Genomic DNA, 18,856 nt, shown 5'->3' on the forward strand with positions numbered 1-18,856 from the left:
AGAAGCAAAAAAGCCACAAAATGTGGCTTTTTTAATGGCTATTAATACATCAATTTAGTGCTGATGTTTTGCATCCGATGGTTTTACATTCACGTAATCGCTCACGAATCCAAGAATTACGTTCTCGGGTTTGTTCCAACTGGCAATTGGTATAAATCACAGTCCCTACGTTTGAATCACCAGAACAACTTTTATCTCGTTCTTTAATCCAAGCCACTTGCGAACGTTTTAGAATGGTTTTTTGTTGCGCATTAAGTTTACTGCGTAACAATTGATAATTTTGATTTAATTCATTATCAGCATTCACATAGACTTTATTGGCACAGTGCACTGCATCATAGCTATTGCGTGTAGTATCACAATTATCGGCAAACGCGACGCCCGATAAAACCAAACCGCTACATAACAATACTGCTTTTTTTAGCATCAACATTCCCTCTTTTTCATTGTTTTGACGATTCTTTATAGCATACTTCAATTAAAAAAACGTAGCCTCAACCACGTTCTTTATTCCCTTTCTTATTGGGCAATTACTTAAGCTCAGCTCATGACTCAACAGCCATCTAGCACATCGTCTGAATAATGATATCTGTTCATTTCAAGGCGATTATCGATGCTCATAGACATGTATTTTCACTGTCCAGCATTGACTCAGCTTAATCATCAAACTTTATAAATTTAGGCGTACCCACCTTCACACTGTCAAACGCAACAAGACCCGTTACGGATTTCTGTGGAAAAATTGGCGAGATTAACTCTCTATCCACTAAACCCACAGCATGTTCTTTCCCAAATGAATCCACCAGTTTAATTTGTTCAGATTGAATATTGATTGGTGATGTGCCGGTATTTTCAACCGTCACTTGATAATAATATTTTTCCTTCTGACTTAGACTGGTATTCAATGCGGTAATCTTCACAGCGCCTTTGCGAATATTGTTGGTGACACTCAGTGCTTCTGCCGTTTTTATCTGTGCCGTTTTTTCAGTTGCTTGTGTATGCTCTGTTTTTTCTGTGGCATCTTCGACTTTATTTTTGGTACCGCATCCAACAAGAAGCAGAACACTGATTAAAGATGAAACTAATACTAATTTTTTCATAATGCTACTCTGAGTAAATATGTATTTGAGTATTACGCTATTTATTCATTTTTATTGTTAATTATTGAAAGAGTATCTTAAATTTAAATATCTAGTTTTTCTATAAAACACTGTTTAAGCATGAAATATTAAATACAAGCCTGCCAAAATATGAAGATTTTTAATAGAAAACATACATAACTTAACGCGATTTGATCTCTATATTTTGTGAAAAAATTTATAGTAACACTTTAGATTCAGGATTTTTTTATGAAAAAAACAATACTCTTCACGTTAGTGGCTTCTGCTTTAATGACAACAGTTGCACAAGCCGAAGCCTTAAAGACGCTTAATTCAGACAAAGTTGCACAAGCACAATTCAAGAAAATTTCGAACCATAAAAACCTACCCGCTTGGACAAAAACCGATGGCACAACATCAGCAACAAAAACTGTAAAAATTGCAGGAAAAAATTATTTGGTCTTTGGCTCATGCAAACCACACGATTGTAGCAGTGAACAAATTGCAACCATTTACGCGCCACAAAGCAAAGCAATGACTTCTGTTTACTCACGTTTTAACGAGAAAAATTCAACACAACAGTTGAAGTGGATGAGTAACCAACCCGATATCTCGATTGAAGAAAAAACCATTTTACTCTCGGCTTTAACTGGAGCTTTGGACAATTATCCACAAAAATTTAATTTTTGATTCTAGCGTCTGATTCAAACAAGAGTATCAACAGAACAGGTAAGGCTTTGAACATGTCGCACATCTAAATTGTGCGACACACGTCAATGACCTATCTGTTCTTAGAATAACGATATGATATTAAAAAAATTTAATGAGCACTTATTATATGTTGACTAAAAAACTCATAACAACGGCTTTATTCACCGTATCCACGTCAATCGCCTTAATGGGATGTGTTTCAACGCAAACTCACCAAAGCGCAGATCATGCGGTAAAAGATGCTCCACTATCCACAGAAAATGCAGCCCCTACATCCAGTCCCACTGATGCTGTAGATTACCCAATCCATCAAGTATTAAGAAAAATCAAAAATTTTGAAGATATTCCTACCTTTAAGATTCGACAAGAATTTAATCGGTCAGAATCCCCTATAACCCAAGCAACCGTGTTTGTTGATCAAGAATTTACAGGAGATGATTCCGTTGCAGCTGAACGCTCAACCTACCATTTCGAACTTCAGCATGGCGCGTGGAAAGAAATCAATAAAGAAGATTCTTGGCGCTGTGTGCGAGGAAAAAACACCACGAAGTTTCAAACACAACTTTGCCCATAAGCACCTCACTGACAGCAATAAAAAAAACGTGGACTCAGCCACGTTTTTTTATTCAGGGTTTGGACAATAGGTTAAGCTAAGGCTGCAACCACAGCAGCGCCCATTTCTGCTGTGCCCACTTTGGTCATACCATTCGACATAATATCTGCGGTACGTAAACCTTGATCTAAGACACGACCCACTGCATCTTCAATGGCTTTGGCCGCCGCTTCTTCACGGAAGGTATAACGCAGCATCATCGCCACCGATAAAATGGTCGCCAATGGATTTGCCACATTTTGACCTGCAATGTCAGGTGCTGAACCATGACACGGCTCGTACATGCCTTTGCCATTTTCATCTAGCGAAGCAGATGGCAACATACCAATTGAACCAGTCAACATGGCAGCCTCATCCGACAAGATATCGCCAAATAAATTGCCTGTGACAATTACGTCAAACTGTTTTGGCGCACGAACCAATTGCATTGCAGCGTTGTCTACATACATATGTGACAATTGAATATCTGGATATTCAGCAGCTTTTAAATCAGTTACGGTTTGCTTCCAAAGTTCAGTCACTTCAAGCACATTGGCTTTATCGACAGAACAAACTTTTCCACCACGTAAACCTGCAAGTTCAAACGCAACTTTAGCAATGCGTTTAATTTCAGATTCGCTATAAACGTCGGTGTTAAAGCCTTGTTTTTCGCCATTTTCCAATTCACGAATACCGCGCGGTTGGCCAAAGTAAATCCCACCAGTCAGTTCACGTACAATTAAAATATCTAAGCCTGCAACCACTTCTGGTTTTAAACTAGACGCATCTGCCAATTGTGGGTATAAAATTGCTGGGCGCAAGTTCGCAAACAAATTCAACTCACTGCGAATTTTTAATAAACCACGTTCAGGGCGAATTGAACGTTCAATCGTATCCCATTTTGGCCCGCCCACTGCGCCCAATAAAATAGCATCGGCTTGCTTGGCTTGCTTTGAAGTCACTTCAGGATAAGGCGCACCATGTGCATCAATTGCCGCACCGCCCAATAAACCATGTTCCCATGTGAGTTCAAGCTGATACTGTTGATTCACCGCAGCCAAGACGGTTTCTGCGGCTGCAATAATTTCTGGGCCAATTCCATCACCCGCCAAAATTAAGATTTGCTTTGACATATTTTTTTCCATGATAATTCTAGATCGTCAGACCTATACAGCGAAACTACAACGCGTTGTGGACTTCTACAAATTCACCGAGTCCAGTTAATACATTATAAGGTTTACAAAAATGGCGTACTGGACGTTCATTTTCAAGCAACACCACGCACAAAGGATCTGGCGCAGACACATTTAATAAGCTGCCCGAACTGGTTTTGGTTCGGTTGCGATACATTTTGAATGTATAGCTATGATTCGCTCTGAAATTATGAATGACACTAATTTCTTCTGCGCGCGCTTTGGTGATTGGATAAAAACGAATCACCACTTCATGTTGCTGATCGGGCACAGTCAAATACAGTGCATTGGCATAACCTGTGGTTTTGCCATTTAAGCGCACATAGCCTTTTTTAATGGCTTCATGGCTGACTAAATGCGTAACCTCATCAACAATGGGGATTTGATCAAAGCGCTCAAACTCACAATCGTCAGTGCCGCTACAATAAATTTTTACACTGGCCTGCTGTTGTGGCGGCGCAATATATTTAATCGCAATCGTATCTACTGCTTGGTGTGTGTGTTGGCATGCGCTTAATAAGCCCGCGCACATGGCCAACACAACATTTCGACCGATTTTATTTCGCATATGAACAGTCAAACTTATGCCCCATTGCAGATTAAATTCATCATGAATAATCTAGCATGTTAGCAATTGTTAAGCGATCACGCTATGTGCAATCGCATATTCGTACAATGGCTTAAAGTGACTTAAACACCCACGGACGACTCAACTGTGTTTTTGCTTCATATTCACGAATTAAATCAGCATCTTGCAAGGTTAAACCAATATCATCTAAACCATTTAACAAGCAATGTTTACGAAATGGATCAACTTCAAATTTAAAAACACTGCCTGTGGGGGTACGCACTTCTTGTGCAGCTAAATCCACAGTCAATTGATAACCTTCCGTTGCCACGCATTCTTTGAATAACTGATCGACTTCAGCTTCAGTTAAAATTACAGGCAACATGCCGTTTTTAAATGAGTTATTAAAGAAAATATCGGCATAACTTGGTGCAATCACCGTACGAAAACCGTATTCATTCAATGCCCAAGGCGCATGTTCACGACTTGAACCACAACCAAAGTTACTGCGAGCCAATAAAATGCTCGAACCTTGATAACGCGGTTGGTTCAATACAAAATCTGGATTTTTAGGACGTTTGCTAATGTCTTGCCCTAAATAACCTTCATCTAAATAACGTAATTCATCAAATAAATTATCACCAAAGCCAGTACGTTTAATCGACTTTAAAAACTGTTTTGGAATAATTAAATCGGTGTCGACATTGGCACGGTCTAAAGGTGCCACAATGCCTTGTTCAACTGTATATTTTTTCATAATAAAAACCTTTTGTGCTTAAGCCTGACCGCACTCTAAACGCGGCACAACTAACGTATCTTGTTCAGCATCTTTAATCCATTGTTGAAAATCTGGATCATGATAAAATGTATTGACATAGGACTGCATGATGGGCGAAATATTCACGGCATAGGCACGTAAACGAATCACAACGGGTGCAAACATCGCATCGGCAATACTAAATTTCCCGAACAACCATTCACCGTTGGCTTGATATTGACCACGTAATTCAGTCCAAATTTGCTCAATACGTGCTAAATCTTGTTGAGCTGCATCACTTAAGGCAATGGTGCGTTGTTTCGCACGTACATTCATGCCCATTTCATTGCGCATAGCAACAAAACCACTGTGCATTTCAGCAACAACTGAGCGTGCAATCGCACGTGTCGCTTGATCTTCAGGCCAAAGCTGCGGTGCTAACTCGGCCAAATACTCACAAATTGCCAATGAATCCCAAATTTTCAAATCATCATGAACCCATACTGGAACTTTACCCGATGGAGATACAGCTAAAATATGCTGCTTTGTATTGGGCTGATCAAAATCAATTACGACTTCTTGAAATGCAATCTGTGCTTTTTTAGCTGCAAGCCACGGACGTAAAGACCATGAAGAATAGTTTTTCGTCCCTAAATACAATGTTGCTGTCATTAGAAATGTCTCACATCAACAAAATGACCGGCAATTGCCGCAGCTGCTGCCATGGCTGGGCTGACCAAATGCGTGCGCCCACCATTACCCTGACGACCTTCAAAGTTACGGTTTGAGGTTGAAGCACAATGCTCACCCGGCTGTAACTTGTCAGCGTTCATTGCTAAACACATTGAACAACCCGGCTCACGCCACTCAAACCCTGCCGCAACAAAAATTTGATCTAAGCCTTCCGCTTCCGCTTGTTGTTTTACTAAGCCTGAACCCGGAACAATCATGGCTTGCTTAACCGTGGTCGCAACTTTACGCCCTTTAATCACTTCGGCTGCAGCACGAATATCTTCAATGCGCGAATTGGTACATGAACCAATAAACACACGATCAATTTGAATCTCTGCCAAGGCTTGTCCAGCATTTAAACCCATGTATTGATAAGCACGGGTCCAGTCATTGCGCTGTACTTCATCTTTGGCTTGTTCTAAAGTTGGTACGGCTTGCGATACCGGAATCACCATTTCAGGTGAAGTTCCCCAAGACACTTGCGGTTCAATCTCTGCGCCATTTAATACAACCACGGTATCGAAATGCGCATCTTCATCTGAATGCAAAGTATTCCAATATTCAACTGCGGCATCCCAATCTGCACCGGTTGGCGCATACGGACGACCATTAACATACTCAATGGTTTTATCATCTACAGCCACCAAGCCGACACGTGCACCCGCTTCAATCGCCATATTACATACTGTCATACGGCCTTCAATCGACATATCTCGGAAGACTTGACCGCCAAATTCAATGGCATGTCCTGTGCCGCCGGCTGTGCCGATTTTTCCAATAATGGCTAACACCACATCTTTAGAAGTAACGCCTTTGCCCAATGTGCCATCCACACGTACCAACATGTTTTTCATTTTCTTTTGCACTAAGCATTGGGTTGCCAATACATGCTCAACTTCAGAGGTACCAATGCCATGCGCCAAGCAACCAAACGCACCATGAGTTGCAGTGTGTGAATCGCCACAAACCACGGTCATGCCCGGCAAAGTTAAACCTTGTTCTGGGCCAACCACATGCGCAATCCCTTGGCGGACGTCATTAATATCGAACTGCATCACGTTAAATGTTTTGCAGTTGTCATCTAAGGTTTGGACTTGAATACGGGATGTGTCATCTTCAATGCCTGAAATCCCTTGTTCACGTTCTTTTTTTGAAGTTGGAACGTTGTGATCTGGCGTTGCAATATTGGCACTTAAACGCCAAGGTTGACGATTGGCAAGTTGCAATCCTTCAAATGCTTGAGGACTGGTCACTTCATGTAATAAATGACGGTCGATATAAATTAAGCTTGAGCCGTCATCGCGTTGTTTTACTAAGTGATCATCCCACAATTTGTCATACAACGTTTTTGCATTTTGGGTTTTGCCTGCCATGTCGTCGCTCTCCGTCGTGCTTGCCATTGGACTGGGTATTGAATTCGTTAAAAAGATTATAACGCGCTTAAAATATAAAACTAATTTATCATTTTTATGAATTAAAAAACTTATAGGAATACTTAATAGTATTCATTCCTATGCCTATTGGCATTATTTTAACACGCGATGCCGCGGCAAATGCGATTCAATTGTTGAGCAATCCATCATTTATACAACAAGCAAATCATCCTCATCGATAAAAACATTTTTACAGATTAAATGATAATGGTTATCATTTTATTTAATTTCATCTCAGGATCGCGCGATGGTTCATATGCGACATTTTATACAGCGCAATCAACGAATTTTCAAAAAAACTTTAAGCTATTATTTTATGCATATTAGCGTGGCCATGCTGGTCGCCTACTTTGTGACAGGCAATTTTTGGATGGCAGTCACGTTAAGTTTACTCGAACCCACAGTACAAGCATTCGCATTTTTTATTCACGAAAAAATTTGGATGGCAAAGGATAAAAAACATAACGCCAGTTTAATTAAACACGAATAATTTGCAGCTTATTTCTTTTGGCGACTACAATACAGCTTGCTGAAGGCTCTAATCTTCACTGATATTCTTGGTTAATTTAGGATTTTAAATATGAATCTTGCTGCGTTCGAAGCATTTATAAAAGTAATGGAAACCGGTTCTATTTCTTTGGCAGCAGATCAACTGTTTATTACTCAGCCCGCTGTGACCAAGCGTATTCACAGCCTAGAAGAATATTTTGGGGCGACTTTATTTGAAGCGGCAGGTCGAGGCATCCAACCCACGCACACCGCGCACATGCTATTGCCAAAAATTAAAACGTGGATGAACGAGTTGAGCGATATGCATCACACGCTCAGCCATCAACAAGAAAAGGTACAGGGACGATTAAAAATTGGCACCAGTCACCATTTAGGCTTGCACTACTTACCGCAATATTTAAAGCAATATGTACAAGAATATCCTAAAGTTACCTTAGATGTGCATTTTGTCGACTCAGAACAAGCGCATGAACAAGTGTTGGCTGGCGACTTAGAATTTGCATTCTTAACACTCCCACCTATTGGCGATGAGCGCTTGGAATACCAAAAAATTTGGAATGATCCTTTGGTTTTTGTGGTTGCGCCCTTTCATCCCTTAGCGCAAAAACCACAACTAGAATTGGGGGATTTAATGCAGTATCCGAGTTTATTGCCTTCAGCAAAAACTTATACCAGTCAAATTACCTTGGCCGAATTTGAAAAACAGGGTTTAAAACCCAAAGTCAGCATGAGCAATAATCCTTTAGAATCGATTCGGATGTTGGTATCGATTGGATTGGGCTGGTCGGTATTGCCTAAAACCTTGGTCAATCAAGATTTAAGTATTTTAGATTTAGACTTACAACTTGAACGTGAACTGGGTATGGTGTGGCATCCTGCACGAACACAATCGCGTGCCATGCAGGCATTAATTGATTTAATGATGCCATCGGCTTGAGGGCAGTGAAAAATCGTTTAAATTGACCAATCTTGAATTGCCCAGCCTTGTTGTTGGGCTAAGTCGGCTAAGCGCTCATCGGGGTTGACCGCAATGGCATGATCCGCATATTCCAATAAAAAGCGATCGTTAATGGAGTCGGAATACGCCCAAGATTCACTAACCTCGCGCCCTGCCAACCATTCATTTAAACGCAACAATTTTCCATTTTGATAACACGGCACGCCCGCCACTTTTCCTGTGTAGATGCCATCTTTCATTTCAGCATTGGTGGCAATCACATCATCAATACCAAAAGCTTTAAAAATGGGTACGGTGATAAAATCGCTAGTTGCGGTAATCCCCACCAATTGATGCCCCAACGCTTTATGATGTTGTATCGCCTTAAATCCTTCAGGGCGCATTTGTGGGCGAATCACCTTTTGCATAAATACATCGTGCAACGCCTTCAAGCGCTCGATTGAATTTTGGGTCAGAAATTCAAATACAAATTCGTTATATGCAATTGGGTTCAATTGTCCGGCTTTGTAATCTTCATAAAACTGATCGTTCATTTGGCGATGACGCACAGCATCGACCAAACCTTCATTGACTAAAAATTCACCCCAAGAATGGTCTGAATCGGTATTTAACAGGGTGTGATCTAGATCAAATAAAGCCAATTTCATGAAAATTCTCGTTCAAACTGAAAATAAAGAAAAAAAATGTAAATCTGTTCCCGCTAATGGCAAGAAATTCGTTAAGATCATAGCAATTTTTAACAATATTCTTCGCTCTTTTTTTGTGTTGGACGAACAAAATTTATAAGTCCCCAAAATCAAAGACACAAAGATCAACAATTTTAGGTAGCCAAATGATCGATTCTGAAGGTTTCCGACCCAATGTCGGGATCATTTTGGCAAACGATAATGGACAGGTTTTATGGGCAAAACGCATTGGTCACAATGCTTGGCAGTTTCCGCAAGGAGGCATCCAATACGGTGAAACACCAGAACAGGCGCTGTTCCGAGAACTCAAAGAAGAGATCGGTCTATCGCCTGAACATGTCCAAATTGTTGCGCAAACCACAGGTTGGTTGCGTTATCGTTTGCCAAACCGATACATCCGCTCTGGAAGTGAGCCGGTATGTATTGGCCAAAAGCAAAAATGGTTTTTACTCCAGTTAATGGCGTCACCGCAGCACATTCGACTGGATTTATCTGATCCGCCCGAGTTTGACCAATGGCAATGGGTAAGCTATTGGTATCCACTGGGTCAAGTGGTTAATTTTAAAAGAGATGTTTATCGCAGAGCCATGCGTGAATTGTGCCCTTATTTACCCGCGTAGAAACTTTCTGCAAAAAGACAGTTTTAGTGAATGATTTTCGTAGCGGGTACTGCTATAAGTGAAGTTCAAAAATGTAAATAAAATGCTTGGGAGTATGCATTTATGTCGAACATGCAGTTAGACACCCTCAGACGGATTGTACAAGAAATCAATGCGTCTGCGAGTTTGCATGAGTCTTTAGACATCATGGTCAATCAGGTTTCTGAGGCGATGGATGTCGATGTATGTTCGATTTATTTACTCGACGAACGTAATCAACGCTATATTTTAATGGCCACCAAAGGCTTAAATGCTGAAGCAGTCGGCACGGTTTCTTTACATTTAGGCGAAGGTCTGGTCGGTTTGGTCGGCCAACGCGAAGAAATTGTCAACTTAGACAACGCAGCGCAACACGAACGTTATGCCTATTTCCCCGAAACTGGTGAAGAAGTCTACAACTCATTTCTTGGCGTGCCTGTGATGTACAGACGCAAAGTGATGGGCGTGTTGGTGGTTCAAAATCAAGAACCGCAAGATTTCAGTGAGGCTGCCGAATCGTTTTTAGTGACTTTGTGCGCACAGTTGTCAGGTGTCATTGCTCACGCGCATGCGGTGGGCAATATCGAAGTTTTTCGTAAGCCGAACAGCTTGTCTAACTACAAAACCTATCAAGGTGTGGCCGGTTCAGGTGGCATCGCGCTGGGTCGTGCCGTGGTGCTGTATCCTCCGGCAGATTTAGCCGCCGTTCCCGACCGCGATGCAGAAGATATCAGCGAAGAGCTTGAACTGCTCGATCATGCCATTTCAAACGTTCGCGAAGAAATTCAATCGCTCGATGACAAAATGCAAGATGCATTGATGTCGGAAGAACGCGCACTGTTTAGCGTCTTTTTACGCATGCTCGATGAAAATGCGTTACCTGCGGAAATTAAAGAAATTATTCGTGAAGGTCATTGGGCGCAAGGTGCGGTTCGCCGTGTACTCGACAAACACATCGCCTTATTTGCCCAAATGGAAGATGATTATTTACGTGAGCGGGTGTCAGATTTAAAAGACCTCGGTCGCCGAATTTTAGCGTCTTTACAAGAAGCCGACTCGGGACACCGAGAACTCAGTTCAGAGAGTATTTTAATTGGTGAAGAAATTAGCACCGCCGCCTTGGTTGAACTGCCTGTCGATAAAATTGCAGCCATTGTGACCACCGAAGGCGCTGCCAATTCACACATGGTGATTGTAGCGCGTGCGCTGGGCATTCCAACCGTGGTTGGCGTAACTGAATTACCGATTACCAGCCTTGACGATGTCGAGATGATTGTCGATGCCTACCAAGGTCGGGTATTTATTCATCCACCACGCCGATTGCGTCAGCGCTATAAAGAAATTCAAAAAGAAGAAGAGCAAATCGCCAAAGATTTAAAACAATACGAAACCAAAGATGCCATTACCCCCGATGGTATTATCGTCAAATTGTTTGTGAATACTGGGCTAATGATTGACGTGGTGCGTGGCGTACAGCGTGGCGCAAAAGGTGTTGGGCTGTATCGCAGTGAAATTCCTTTTATGTTGCGTGACCGCTTTCCGGGTGAAGAAGAACAACGCGCCATTTACCGCCAACAACTGAGTCACTTTGCCAATAAGCCTGTCACCATGCGTACCTTAGATATTGGTGCAGACAAAGACTTGCCATATTTTAGTATTGAAGAAGAAAATTCTGCGCTGGGGTGGCGTGGTTTACGGTTTACTCTTGACCATCCCGAAATTTTTTCTTCGCAAATTCGCGCCATGCTAAAAGCCAGCATTGGCTTAAATAACTTGCATATTTTGTTGCCAATGGTCACAAGCGTCAGCGAAGTTGAAGAAGTTTTATATTTGCTGGAACGCGATTGGGTTGCCGTACAGGAAGAAGAACAAGTCAAAATTAATAAACCCAAAATTGGGATTATGGTTGAAGTTCCGAGCGTGCTGCTGCAAATTGATGAATTTGCGCCTTTGGTCGATTTTTTCTCGGTCGGTTCCAACGATTTAATTCAATATTTACTGGCGGTTGACCGAAATAACCCACGGGTTTCCAGTGTTTATTCACATTTTCATCCATCGGTACTGCGCTCATTACAAAAGCTAGTTTACGACTGCCACCGTAACGAACGACCGGTCAGTATTTGTGGTGAAATGGCTGGTGATCCGCTGTCTGCTGTTTTACTGATGGCGATGGGATTCAATACCTTATCGATGAGTTCAAGCAATATTTTACGTGTGCGTAAAGCAATTTGCTTAACCCCAATGAGCGATGCGCTCGAACTGCTAGACCATGTACTGCACTTAAATAATCCATTACTGGTAAAAAGCTGGCTCGAATATTATTTTAAAACGCACGGTTTAGGCGATATGGTTAAAAGCAATCGTATTGTAACCGCTTAACGACTGTAACAACTTAGGCGCACACCAGTGCCATAAAAAAAGAGCGATCTTCTAAAGAATATCGCTCTTTTTTGTGCTTCATTTTGCCGCGTTTATCGGCTTTTTTCCGATCTTCAAACACATGACTGCGTTGGAATTCATGCATATGTTTAGCTACAAAATTATGTAGCACCAATTCTTTGCTTTGCTTGGTTTTGGCCATGTAATTTACCTATAAAAAATAATTGACCCAAATGATCTAGCGGTGCATAAATTGTACGCTGTTTATCAAAACTTTCAAGCCCAATAATCGCAAAAACAAATTAAAATAAGAAAATTAATCTATTTTACATATTTAATATTCTTTCCTAAGCTTTATTCGACGATTCAATTTGTATGATATTCAGCGTGTAATTTGGTCACATCGCAGTACTTTTAAACCTCAAAAATTGGTCAATAGCAGCCTTTTCAGTTTTTACAAATGAGTACTATCTTGTGTATTAAATTGCGATTAGTGTCTTATAGATAACGTAAATTTCCATCGTTTACGCATATCCATAAGACAAAAAACAATGGAGACAAAAATGACACAAGAACCGAAAAAGTGTCCCTTCACCCACCTAACAACTGATGCTGGTGCACCCGTCGTGGACAACCAGAACAGTATGACGGCAGGTGCACGTGGTCCACTCCTCGCACAAGACCTATGGCTGAATGAAAAACTTGCCAATTTTGTACGCGAAGTCATTCCAGAACGCCGTATGCATGCCAAAGGCTCTGGTGCTTTTGGCACATTTACCGTAACACATGATATTACAGCCTTTACCCGCGCTAAAATTTTTAGTGAAATTGGCAAAAAGACTGAACTTTTTGCACGATTCTCAACCGTTGCAGGCGAACGTGGTGCGGCGGATGCAGAACGAGATATTCGTGGTTTTGCCTTAAAATTTTACACCGAAGAAGGCAACTGGGATTTAGTCGGGAATAACACCCCTGTTTTTTTCTTGCGTGACCCGCGCAAATTTCCAGATTTAAACAAAGCGGTGAAACGCGACCCTAAAACCAATACACGCAGCGCCACCAACAACTGGGATTTTTGGACGCTCTTACCTGAAGCCTTACACCAAGTCACCATTGTTATGTCTGACCGTGGTATACCCGATGGTTATCGTCATATGCATGGTTTTGGTAGCCACACCTATAGCTTTATCAATGCCAACAACGAACGTTTCTGGGTCAAATTCCACTTCCGCACCCAACAAGGCATTAAAAACCTAACCGATGCAGAAGCAGAGGCGATTGTGGCCAAAGATCGTGAAAGCTCACAAACCGATTTGTTTGATGCCATTGAACGTAAAGACTATCCAAAATGGACGTTACAGGTTCAAATTATGCCTGAAACAGATGCTGAAAAAGTGCCATATCATCCCTTTGATTTAACCAAAGTCTGGCCACATGCAGATTATCCATTAATTGATGTGGGTGAGTTTGAGCTGAATCGTAATCCAGAGAACTACTTTCAAGATGTCGAACAAGCCACCTTCGCACCAAGCAATCTAGTACCTGGGATTAGTTACTCACCAGACCGCATGCTGCAAGCACGTTTGGTCAATTATGCCGATGCGGCACGCTACCGTGTAGGCGTGAATCACACGCAAATTCCAGTTAATGCACCGCGTTGCCCTGTGCATAGTAACCGCCGCGATGGTCAAGGACGTTTAGATGGTAACTATGGTGCTTTGCCACATTACGAGCCCAACAGCTTTCATCAATGGCAAGAACAACCGGAGTATCGTGAACCGCCACTTAAAATTACTGGCGATGCCGACTTTTGGGATTATCGTGAAGATGATGCCGACTATTTTAGCCAACCGCGGGCTTTATTCCAGCTTATGACAAGCGCACAACAAGAAGCATTATTTAACAATACTGCCGCCGCCATGGGCGATGCTCTTGATTTCATTAAATATCGCCATATTCGCAACTGTTATGCGTGTGATCCGGCTTATGGTGAAGGTGTCGCTCAAGCACTAGGCATGAGCGTAGCAGATGCTCAAGCCGCACGAGCCAAAGACCCTGCATTGGGTTTACCAAGTTTGCTCTAATCTCGCTTTAAACTAAAGAAGCCACAATATTGTGGCTTTTTTTACATCAGCTTTAAACGCTTAAACGGCGCCCTTCATGAATACAATAAAATGGATTCATTAATTTCGATGAATTTTTCATGCTGTCTTCTAAGGCCTGCTCAGGTGCATCGCGACTTTCATCGGTTAATTGAAAGGTCCGATAATGAATGGCAATCGAGCGCTGTGCATGTAAATCCATATGGGCTTTAAATGCCTCTTGTGGATTCATATGCACATATTGCATTAAATTTCTAGGTTCATAAGCACCAATCGGTAACAGTGCAAAGCGTGGTGCACCGAATCGCGCATGAATTTCTTTAAAATGATTGGCATAGGCCGTATCACCCGCAAAAAAACCATATTGCGACCCTAGCTTCAAGCAAAAACTTCCCCAAAGCGCCATATTTTGATCTCTTAAACCGCGTCCAGAACCATGTTGCGCTGGCGTATAAACAATTTCAAAGCCATGCAAATGTGCGGCTTGCCACCAATCTAATTCCACCACGTTCCATGTTTTCGGCAAGTAGGTTTTATTGCCTAACCCGGTATAAATCGGCATCGCAAATTTTTTGTGTAGCCAAGTTAACGTGGTAATATCCATATGGTCGTAATGGTTATGGCTGAGCAAGACCGCATGAATATGTGGTAACTGCTCTAAGGCAATGCCTGCGGGGCAAGCACGTCTAGGTCCAACGCCCTGCTTTGGCCCTGCATACTCGGCCCAAACGGGGTCGGTTAAAAAATTATATGGGCCAATTTGAATGAGTGTGGTGGCATGTCCGACAAACCACACGCGCCAATCGTTTAAATCTGCGTTCGGGCGATTTTGCGGAATTTCGTGGGCAAAATTTTGAAATCGTTCAAATTCTTGCTGGCGGTCGACTTGCCAAGTCGAACTTTTACGAGCCATCATCCACTTAAATAGGTTCCATGTGAAACCTTGTGGTTTATTTGATGCTGCATTATGAAACTTTCCATCACTAAATTGTGGGGAAAATACAAAACTGCCTTTGGGTTGATGAAGAACATGCATCCAACAATTTTTTGTTGGCAGCTCATAATGTAATGTGGTTTTGTTCTGATCCATATACCAATAATATCTTCAGTGGAATCTTAAGATTTTTAAAGCCAAAATAATGCCATCTACTTTGACCATAACGCATGCATGTTGTGATTTAAACATAATATCGTTGTGCCAATATGACGAAAAACCATAAGAAAAGCATCTTAGATTACGTAATTTTTTTTAATTGTGTGTCTTTACAAGTTTATCTATGTTTTTGCACGCCGTGCATATAAAGTTTAGATTATACTGAGCACTCTATGAATATTACGTTTTTGTTGGATTGGTTGAATGGAACTGCGCCATCTTCGATATTTTATAACTGTTGCTGAAGAACTTAACTTTAGTCGTGCAGCACTCAAACTATACACCGCCCAACCTTCACTTAGTCAACAAATCAAAGACTTAGAAGAAGAAATTGGGGTAAGATTACTCAACCGAACCAAACGTAAAGTTGAACTGACCGAAGAAGGTGCTGTTTTTTTAGAACACGCGCGCTTAACCTTAATGCAAGCAGAAAAAGCCGTGCAGTTGGCGCGCCAAGTGCATTTTAGAAAACAACAAAATTTGAAGATTGGCTTTATTGCCACCACCGAAGTTTATGTTTTTCCTAAAGTGATGCCGAAACTGCGCATTCAAACGCCCGACATTCATGTGGAGCTTGAGCAACTGCACGATCAAGACCAAAGTCGCGCGTTAAAACGCGGTGATTTCGATGTCATTTTTTCGCGTGAAAACTTAAATGATGATGAATTGATTAGCCAAGTGGTCTTGCAAGATTCGCTTGAAGTGATTCTCCCGAAACATCATCCGCTGGCGAATTTACAACGCATTCCGCTAGAAGAGCTGCAACAACAAACCTTAATTATGGTGAATATTCCGGCGCATGCAGTCCTGAATCAAACCATTTTGCAATTTTTAGAGCGCAATAATCTGCATCCCAAAATCAATAAAAAATATGACAACTTAGTGGAAGCCATTAGCGACATTAAAAATGGCGCAGGTTACACCATTCTTCCGCAATATCTTGATCCGTTTATCGAGCTTGATCAAATGAGCGTACGTCAGCTCAATTGTGATTTGCCAACGTTGCATTTATATGTGAGTTATCGTCAGCAAAACAACAATATTGCGGTTGAAAAGTTTTTGTCTGTGGTGGCGCAGCAACTTAATTTAAAACTAAATAACCAAAAAAATGGGCTGTTTTAGCCCATTTTTTCGATTTAAAGCGCTTGGCTTAAATAGCGATGCAAGCCCTCAACATTATCGGCAATCATTTGCGGCTGATATTGCTGTAAGGTGGCAATTGAATGCACGCCATAGCTGACGCCTATTCGTGGCATGGCAATGTTCTGCGCCATTTCTAAGTCGTAGCTGGTATCACCAATCATCATTGCATTGTGCACAGATACCTGCGTGTGCGCTAAAATTTCCTGCAACATTAAGGGATGTGGCTTCGATTTGGTTTCACTTGCAGCACGAGTAATATCAAATAAATTCTGACTGCCAGTTTTGGCCAAAACGCGGTCTAAACCACGGCGACTTTTTCCGGTAGCCACTGCCAATTTAAAACCTTGCTGTTTTAAATCGTGTAGCATATCGGCCACGCCTTCAAACCATTGGTCGTGCTGCGAATTTTCCACATAATGGCTGGCGTACGCATCTAAAATAACAGAATGCAATTCGGGCACTTGTGGAAATAAAGTTTGCATTACTTCTGGCAACCCTAAACCAATAATGCTTTTGGCCGCATCTTCAGTTAATGGCTGCTGCGCTTGTTCTGCTGCAAAAAGTAGACTTTTCACAATTTGCCCAACCGAATTAAATAAAGTGCCATCCCAATCAAAAATCAACAATTGTGTTTGTGTGTGATTCATTAACTCAACTCAGCAATCAACTGTTGCATATCTTCAGGCAATGCCGCTTCAATGGTTGGATAATCAGGTATCTCTAAACGCATGGCATGTAAACACAAACGACGCGCTTCAGGGCCATGATAAACCGTGGTATGTCCATATTTGTCATCGCCAATTAAAGGATGACCAATACTCAACCCATGCACACGAATTTGATGCGTGCGCCCAGACAAAGGCGAAGCATGCACCAAAGTGGCCGTTTTAAAGCGTTTCACCACTTTCCATTCGGTTTGGCTAGGCTTGCCTTCTTTGGAGACACGTACGCGACGTTCACCATTCGACAATTCATAACGATGTAACGGTGCATCAATCAATTGTTTGTCTAAACTGACTTGGCCTTTAACAATGGCCGCATAGGTTTTACGAATTTTATGTTCACGCAGCAAATCTTGCAGATGTTTAAGCGTACTGCGTTTTTTACTAATCATCACCAAACCTGACGTATCACGGTCAATGCGATGAATCAGTTCTAAATATTTTTTCCCCGTTGCCGCACGCAAAGCTTCAATTAAGCCATACGCCACGCCGCTACCGCCATGCACGGCAATGCCAGAGGGCTTATTAATCACCAATAACCCTTCATCTTCATACACCACACGGCTTAACAGACTTTTTGCCACTGTGTCACTCACGGGCACAGCGCTGTCATCTTTTTGCTCGTAACGAATTGGAGCAACACGAATTTGATCGCCAATATTTAAGCGCGTTTCTGCTTTAATTCTTTTTTTATTGACCCGCACTTGCCCTTCACGAATCAGACGATAAATACGGCTTTTCGGTACGCCTTTTAAACGACTAAATAAAAAATTGTCGATTCGTTGCTCTGCTTGATGCTCATCGACATCGAACCATGTCACATTTTGCCACTGTTGGTTGCTATTCATACAACTTGTTCAACCTTAAATTTGAATGATTTGGGCGAAATTTAACCATTTAACCCTATTTTTTCACAATAATCTTCTATTTAGCCCATAGGCAGATGCCACAAGGTTTGATATAGTCAGCGCACGGATACCGCCGTGAGTGCGCAAATTATCAGCCAATTCAAAATCATGAATGGTACAAATGATGATTCTTCACACTAAGCTCGGAAAGGTCCCAAAAGAATATGCCGACGCCGAAGGCTTATTATATCGGCAAATTTGTAAGCTGTTGCGTAAATTTGTACTTTTAGCTGCAAAACAGCTTACCCCAAAAAGATGTTGCCAGTTTAGGCTGGCTTATTAAATGTAAACTGAAACACATCGAACAAGTCTTTCCTGACGACATTTTCAGGCAGAAGCACAAGATGTATTGGAGCTGTAGCGCTCAGAACTCGAGATGATGAACATTCCGTTTCGAACGCTGTTAAAAACTGCTGCACAAAACACATCCCCAATACACTGTTCTCGCCGTAGCCCCTCAGGTGACGTTTGTCTGGTAAGGATTTAAAGCGCTGTTGTAAATTGAATCAAGTATCCAAAAACCAACGTTTACGTTGGAACCTAAATAATATATGCAAAGATGCATATAGCA

The 18,856-nt window shown here is 41.7% G+C and carries 20 protein-coding genes; 8 read left to right on the forward strand and 12 right to left on the reverse strand.

Annotated features, from left to right (window positions below; translation table 11 throughout):
• Positions 1 to 49 precede the first annotated feature (49 nt).
• On the reverse strand, positions 50 to 427 hold the full coding sequence (locus tag I2F62_RS01740) for a lysozyme inhibitor LprI family protein (RefSeq protein ID WP_324625299.1): 378 nt from the start codon (positions 425 to 427) through the stop codon (positions 50 to 52).
• Positions 428 to 656: 229 nt separating this feature from the next.
• Positions 657 to 1,100, reverse strand: coding sequence for a DUF4352 domain-containing protein (locus I2F62_RS01745; protein ID WP_324625300.1), 444 nt, complete (start codon positions 1,098 to 1,100; stop codon positions 657 to 659).
• A 249-nt stretch (positions 1,101 to 1,349) separates the two neighbouring features.
• On the opposite strand from I2F62_RS01745, the gene I2F62_RS01750 reads away from it, so the two are divergent.
• Both I2F62_RS01750 and I2F62_RS01755 read left to right on the forward strand, forming a co-directional pair.
• Positions 1,350 to 1,790, forward strand: a complete 441-nt coding sequence (locus tag I2F62_RS01750) for an Ivy family c-type lysozyme inhibitor (protein ID WP_324625301.1) — start codon at positions 1,350 to 1,352, stop codon at positions 1,788 to 1,790.
• Positions 1,791 to 1,938: 148 nt separating this feature from the next.
• A complete protein-coding gene (locus tag I2F62_RS01755) occupies positions 1,939 to 2,385 on the forward strand; it encodes a hypothetical protein (protein ID WP_324625302.1) in 447 nt (148 codons plus the stop codon).
• Between the two features lie 71 nt (positions 2,386 to 2,456).
• On the opposite strand, the gene leuB is transcribed toward I2F62_RS01755, so the two are convergent.
• The 5 genes from leuB to leuC form a co-directional block, all read right to left on the reverse strand.
• Positions 2,457 to 3,536 carry a 3-isopropylmalate dehydrogenase gene (gene leuB / locus I2F62_RS01760; protein WP_324625303.1) on the reverse strand — a complete coding sequence of 360 codons (1,080 nt, stop codon included), beginning with the start codon at positions 3,534 to 3,536 and terminating at the stop codon, positions 2,457 to 2,459.
• A gap of 46 nt (positions 3,537 to 3,582) precedes the next feature.
• Complete coding sequence (locus I2F62_RS01765; protein ID WP_324625304.1) at positions 3,583 to 4,164, reverse strand: hypothetical protein; 582 nt, start codon at positions 4,162 to 4,164, stop codon at positions 3,583 to 3,585.
• 112 nt (positions 4,165 to 4,276) lie between these two features.
• Positions 4,277 to 4,921 carry a 3-isopropylmalate dehydratase small subunit gene (gene leuD, locus I2F62_RS01770; RefSeq protein WP_324625305.1) on the reverse strand — a complete coding sequence of 215 codons (645 nt, stop codon included), beginning with the start codon at positions 4,919 to 4,921 and terminating at the stop codon, positions 4,277 to 4,279.
• Positions 4,922 to 4,939: 18 nt separating this feature from the next.
• Positions 4,940 to 5,593 carry a glutathione S-transferase family protein gene (locus I2F62_RS01775; protein ID WP_324625306.1) on the reverse strand — a complete coding sequence of 218 codons (654 nt, stop codon included), beginning with the start codon at positions 5,591 to 5,593 and terminating at the stop codon, positions 4,940 to 4,942.
• Positions 5,593 to 7,026 carry a 3-isopropylmalate dehydratase large subunit gene (gene leuC, locus I2F62_RS01780; protein ID WP_324625307.1) on the reverse strand — a complete coding sequence of 478 codons (1,434 nt, stop codon included), beginning with the start codon at positions 7,024 to 7,026 and terminating at the stop codon, positions 5,593 to 5,595. The genes I2F62_RS01775 and leuC overlap by 1 nt, the downstream gene beginning before the upstream one ends.
• A 307-nt stretch (positions 7,027 to 7,333) precedes the next feature.
• On the opposite strand from leuC, the gene I2F62_RS01785 reads away from it, so the two are divergent.
• Both I2F62_RS01785 and I2F62_RS01790 read left to right on the forward strand, forming a co-directional pair.
• Positions 7,334 to 7,576 (forward strand): DUF2061 domain-containing protein, encoded by a 243-nt coding sequence (locus I2F62_RS01785; RefSeq protein ID WP_324625308.1) that lies wholly within the window; start codon positions 7,334 to 7,336, stop codon positions 7,574 to 7,576.
• A gap of 90 nt (positions 7,577 to 7,666) precedes the next feature.
• Positions 7,667 to 8,533: a LysR family transcriptional regulator gene (locus tag I2F62_RS01790; protein ID WP_324625309.1), complete on the forward strand. Its 867-nt coding sequence runs from the start codon at positions 7,667 to 7,669 to the stop codon at positions 8,531 to 8,533.
• A 17-nt stretch (positions 8,534 to 8,550) separates the two neighbouring features.
• Here I2F62_RS01790 and I2F62_RS01795 read toward each other — a convergent pair whose 3' ends face one another.
• Positions 8,551 to 9,201 (reverse strand): HAD family hydrolase, encoded by a 651-nt coding sequence (locus tag I2F62_RS01795; protein ID WP_324625310.1) that lies wholly within the window; start codon positions 9,199 to 9,201, stop codon positions 8,551 to 8,553.
• Between the two features lie 185 nt (positions 9,202 to 9,386).
• Between I2F62_RS01795 and I2F62_RS01800 the strand changes: the two genes are divergently transcribed.
• Together I2F62_RS01800 and ptsP are read left to right on the forward strand one after the other, a co-directional pair.
• Entirely contained in the window at positions 9,387 to 9,860 is a 474-nt protein-coding gene (locus I2F62_RS01800; protein ID WP_324625311.1) for an RNA pyrophosphohydrolase, read from the forward strand.
• A gap of 102 nt (positions 9,861 to 9,962) precedes the next feature.
• Positions 9,963 to 12,257, forward strand: a complete 2,295-nt coding sequence (ptsP, locus tag I2F62_RS01805) for a phosphoenolpyruvate--protein phosphotransferase (RefSeq protein WP_324625312.1) — start codon at positions 9,963 to 9,965, stop codon at positions 12,255 to 12,257.
• Positions 12,258 to 12,270: 13 nt separating this feature from the next.
• Here ptsP and I2F62_RS01810 read toward each other — a convergent pair whose 3' ends face one another.
• Positions 12,271 to 12,459, reverse strand: a complete 189-nt coding sequence (locus tag I2F62_RS01810) for a DUF7230 family protein (protein ID WP_324625313.1) — start codon at positions 12,457 to 12,459, stop codon at positions 12,271 to 12,273.
• Between the two features lie 361 nt (positions 12,460 to 12,820).
• Here I2F62_RS01810 and I2F62_RS01815 point away from each other — a divergent pair, with 361 nt between their 5' ends.
• Positions 12,821 to 14,341 carry a catalase gene (locus I2F62_RS01815; RefSeq protein ID WP_324625314.1) on the forward strand — a complete coding sequence of 507 codons (1,521 nt, stop codon included), beginning with the start codon at positions 12,821 to 12,823 and terminating at the stop codon, positions 14,339 to 14,341.
• Between the two features lie 52 nt (positions 14,342 to 14,393).
• Here I2F62_RS01815 and I2F62_RS01820 read toward each other — a convergent pair whose 3' ends face one another.
• Complete coding sequence (locus I2F62_RS01820; protein WP_324625315.1) at positions 14,394 to 15,449, reverse strand: MBL fold metallo-hydrolase; 1,056 nt, start codon at positions 15,447 to 15,449, stop codon at positions 14,394 to 14,396.
• A 267-nt stretch (positions 15,450 to 15,716) separates the two neighbouring features.
• Here I2F62_RS01820 and I2F62_RS01825 point away from each other — a divergent pair, with 267 nt between their 5' ends.
• Positions 15,717 to 16,634: a LysR substrate-binding domain-containing protein gene (locus I2F62_RS01825; RefSeq protein WP_324625316.1), complete on the forward strand. Its 918-nt coding sequence runs from the start codon at positions 15,717 to 15,719 to the stop codon at positions 16,632 to 16,634.
• A 14-nt stretch (positions 16,635 to 16,648) separates the two neighbouring features.
• Here the strand turns inward: I2F62_RS01825 and I2F62_RS01830 are convergent, their stop codons facing one another.
• Positions 16,649 to 17,302 (reverse strand): HAD-IA family hydrolase, encoded by a 654-nt coding sequence (locus I2F62_RS01830; protein WP_324625317.1) that lies wholly within the window; start codon positions 17,300 to 17,302, stop codon positions 16,649 to 16,651.
• Positions 17,302 to 18,225 carry an RluA family pseudouridine synthase gene (locus I2F62_RS01835; protein ID WP_324625318.1) on the reverse strand — a complete coding sequence of 308 codons (924 nt, stop codon included), beginning with the start codon at positions 18,223 to 18,225 and terminating at the stop codon, positions 17,302 to 17,304. The genes I2F62_RS01830 and I2F62_RS01835 overlap by 1 nt, the downstream gene beginning before the upstream one ends.
• Positions 18,226 to 18,856: the final 631 nt, after the last annotated feature.

The organism is Acinetobacter sp. MD2(2019) (assembly GCF_035615615.1).
Classification (GTDB): Bacteria; Pseudomonadota; Gammaproteobacteria; order Pseudomonadales; family Moraxellaceae; genus Acinetobacter.

Excerpts from the sequence above, each read along its gene's own strand:
- I2F62_RS01830 (WP_324625317.1), bottom strand. The coding sequence starts at position 17,302 with ATGAATCACACACAAACACAATTGTTGATTTTTGATTGGGATGGCACT.
- I2F62_RS01765 (WP_324625304.1), bottom strand. The coding sequence starts at position 4,164 with ATGCGAAATAAAATCGGTCGAAATGTTGTGTTGGCCATGTGCGCGGGC.
- I2F62_RS01755 (WP_324625302.1), top strand. The coding sequence starts at position 1,939 with ATGTTGACTAAAAAACTCATAACAACGGCTTTATTCACCGTATCCACG.
- I2F62_RS01835 (WP_324625318.1), bottom strand. The coding sequence starts at position 18,225 with ATGAATAGCAACCAACAGTGGCAAAATGTGACATGGTTCGATGTCGAT.
- I2F62_RS01820 (WP_324625315.1), bottom strand. The coding sequence starts at position 15,449 with ATGGATCAGAACAAAACCACATTACATTATGAGCTGCCAACAAAAAAT.
- I2F62_RS01750 (WP_324625301.1), top strand. The coding sequence starts at position 1,350 with ATGAAAAAAACAATACTCTTCACGTTAGTGGCTTCTGCTTTAATGACA.
- I2F62_RS01740 (WP_324625299.1), bottom strand. The coding sequence starts at position 427 with ATGCTAAAAAAAGCAGTATTGTTATGTAGCGGTTTGGTTTTATCGGGC.
- I2F62_RS01745 (WP_324625300.1), bottom strand. The coding sequence starts at position 1,100 with ATGAAAAAATTAGTATTAGTTTCATCTTTAATCAGTGTTCTGCTTCTT.
- I2F62_RS01775 (WP_324625306.1), bottom strand. The coding sequence starts at position 5,593 with ATGACAGCAACATTGTATTTAGGGACGAAAAACTATTCTTCATGGTCT.
- leuC (WP_324625307.1), bottom strand. The coding sequence starts at position 7,026 with ATGGCAGGCAAAACCCAAAATGCAAAAACGTTGTATGACAAATTGTGG.
- I2F62_RS01785 (WP_324625308.1), top strand. The coding sequence starts at position 7,334 with ATGGTTCATATGCGACATTTTATACAGCGCAATCAACGAATTTTCAAA.
- I2F62_RS01810 (WP_324625313.1), bottom strand. The coding sequence starts at position 12,459 with ATGGCCAAAACCAAGCAAAGCAAAGAATTGGTGCTACATAATTTTGTA.
- ptsP (WP_324625312.1), top strand. The coding sequence starts at position 9,963 with ATGTCGAACATGCAGTTAGACACCCTCAGACGGATTGTACAAGAAATC.
- leuB (WP_324625303.1), bottom strand. The coding sequence starts at position 3,536 with ATGTCAAAGCAAATCTTAATTTTGGCGGGTGATGGAATTGGCCCAGAA.
- I2F62_RS01795 (WP_324625310.1), bottom strand. The coding sequence starts at position 9,201 with ATGAAATTGGCTTTATTTGATCTAGATCACACCCTGTTAAATACCGAT.
- leuD (WP_324625305.1), bottom strand. The coding sequence starts at position 4,921 with ATGAAAAAATATACAGTTGAACAAGGCATTGTGGCACCTTTAGACCGT.
- I2F62_RS01825 (WP_324625316.1), top strand. The coding sequence starts at position 15,717 with ATGGAACTGCGCCATCTTCGATATTTTATAACTGTTGCTGAAGAACTT.
- I2F62_RS01815 (WP_324625314.1), top strand. The coding sequence starts at position 12,821 with ATGACACAAGAACCGAAAAAGTGTCCCTTCACCCACCTAACAACTGAT.
- I2F62_RS01800 (WP_324625311.1), top strand. The coding sequence starts at position 9,387 with ATGATCGATTCTGAAGGTTTCCGACCCAATGTCGGGATCATTTTGGCA.
- I2F62_RS01790 (WP_324625309.1), top strand. The coding sequence starts at position 7,667 with ATGAATCTTGCTGCGTTCGAAGCATTTATAAAAGTAATGGAAACCGGT.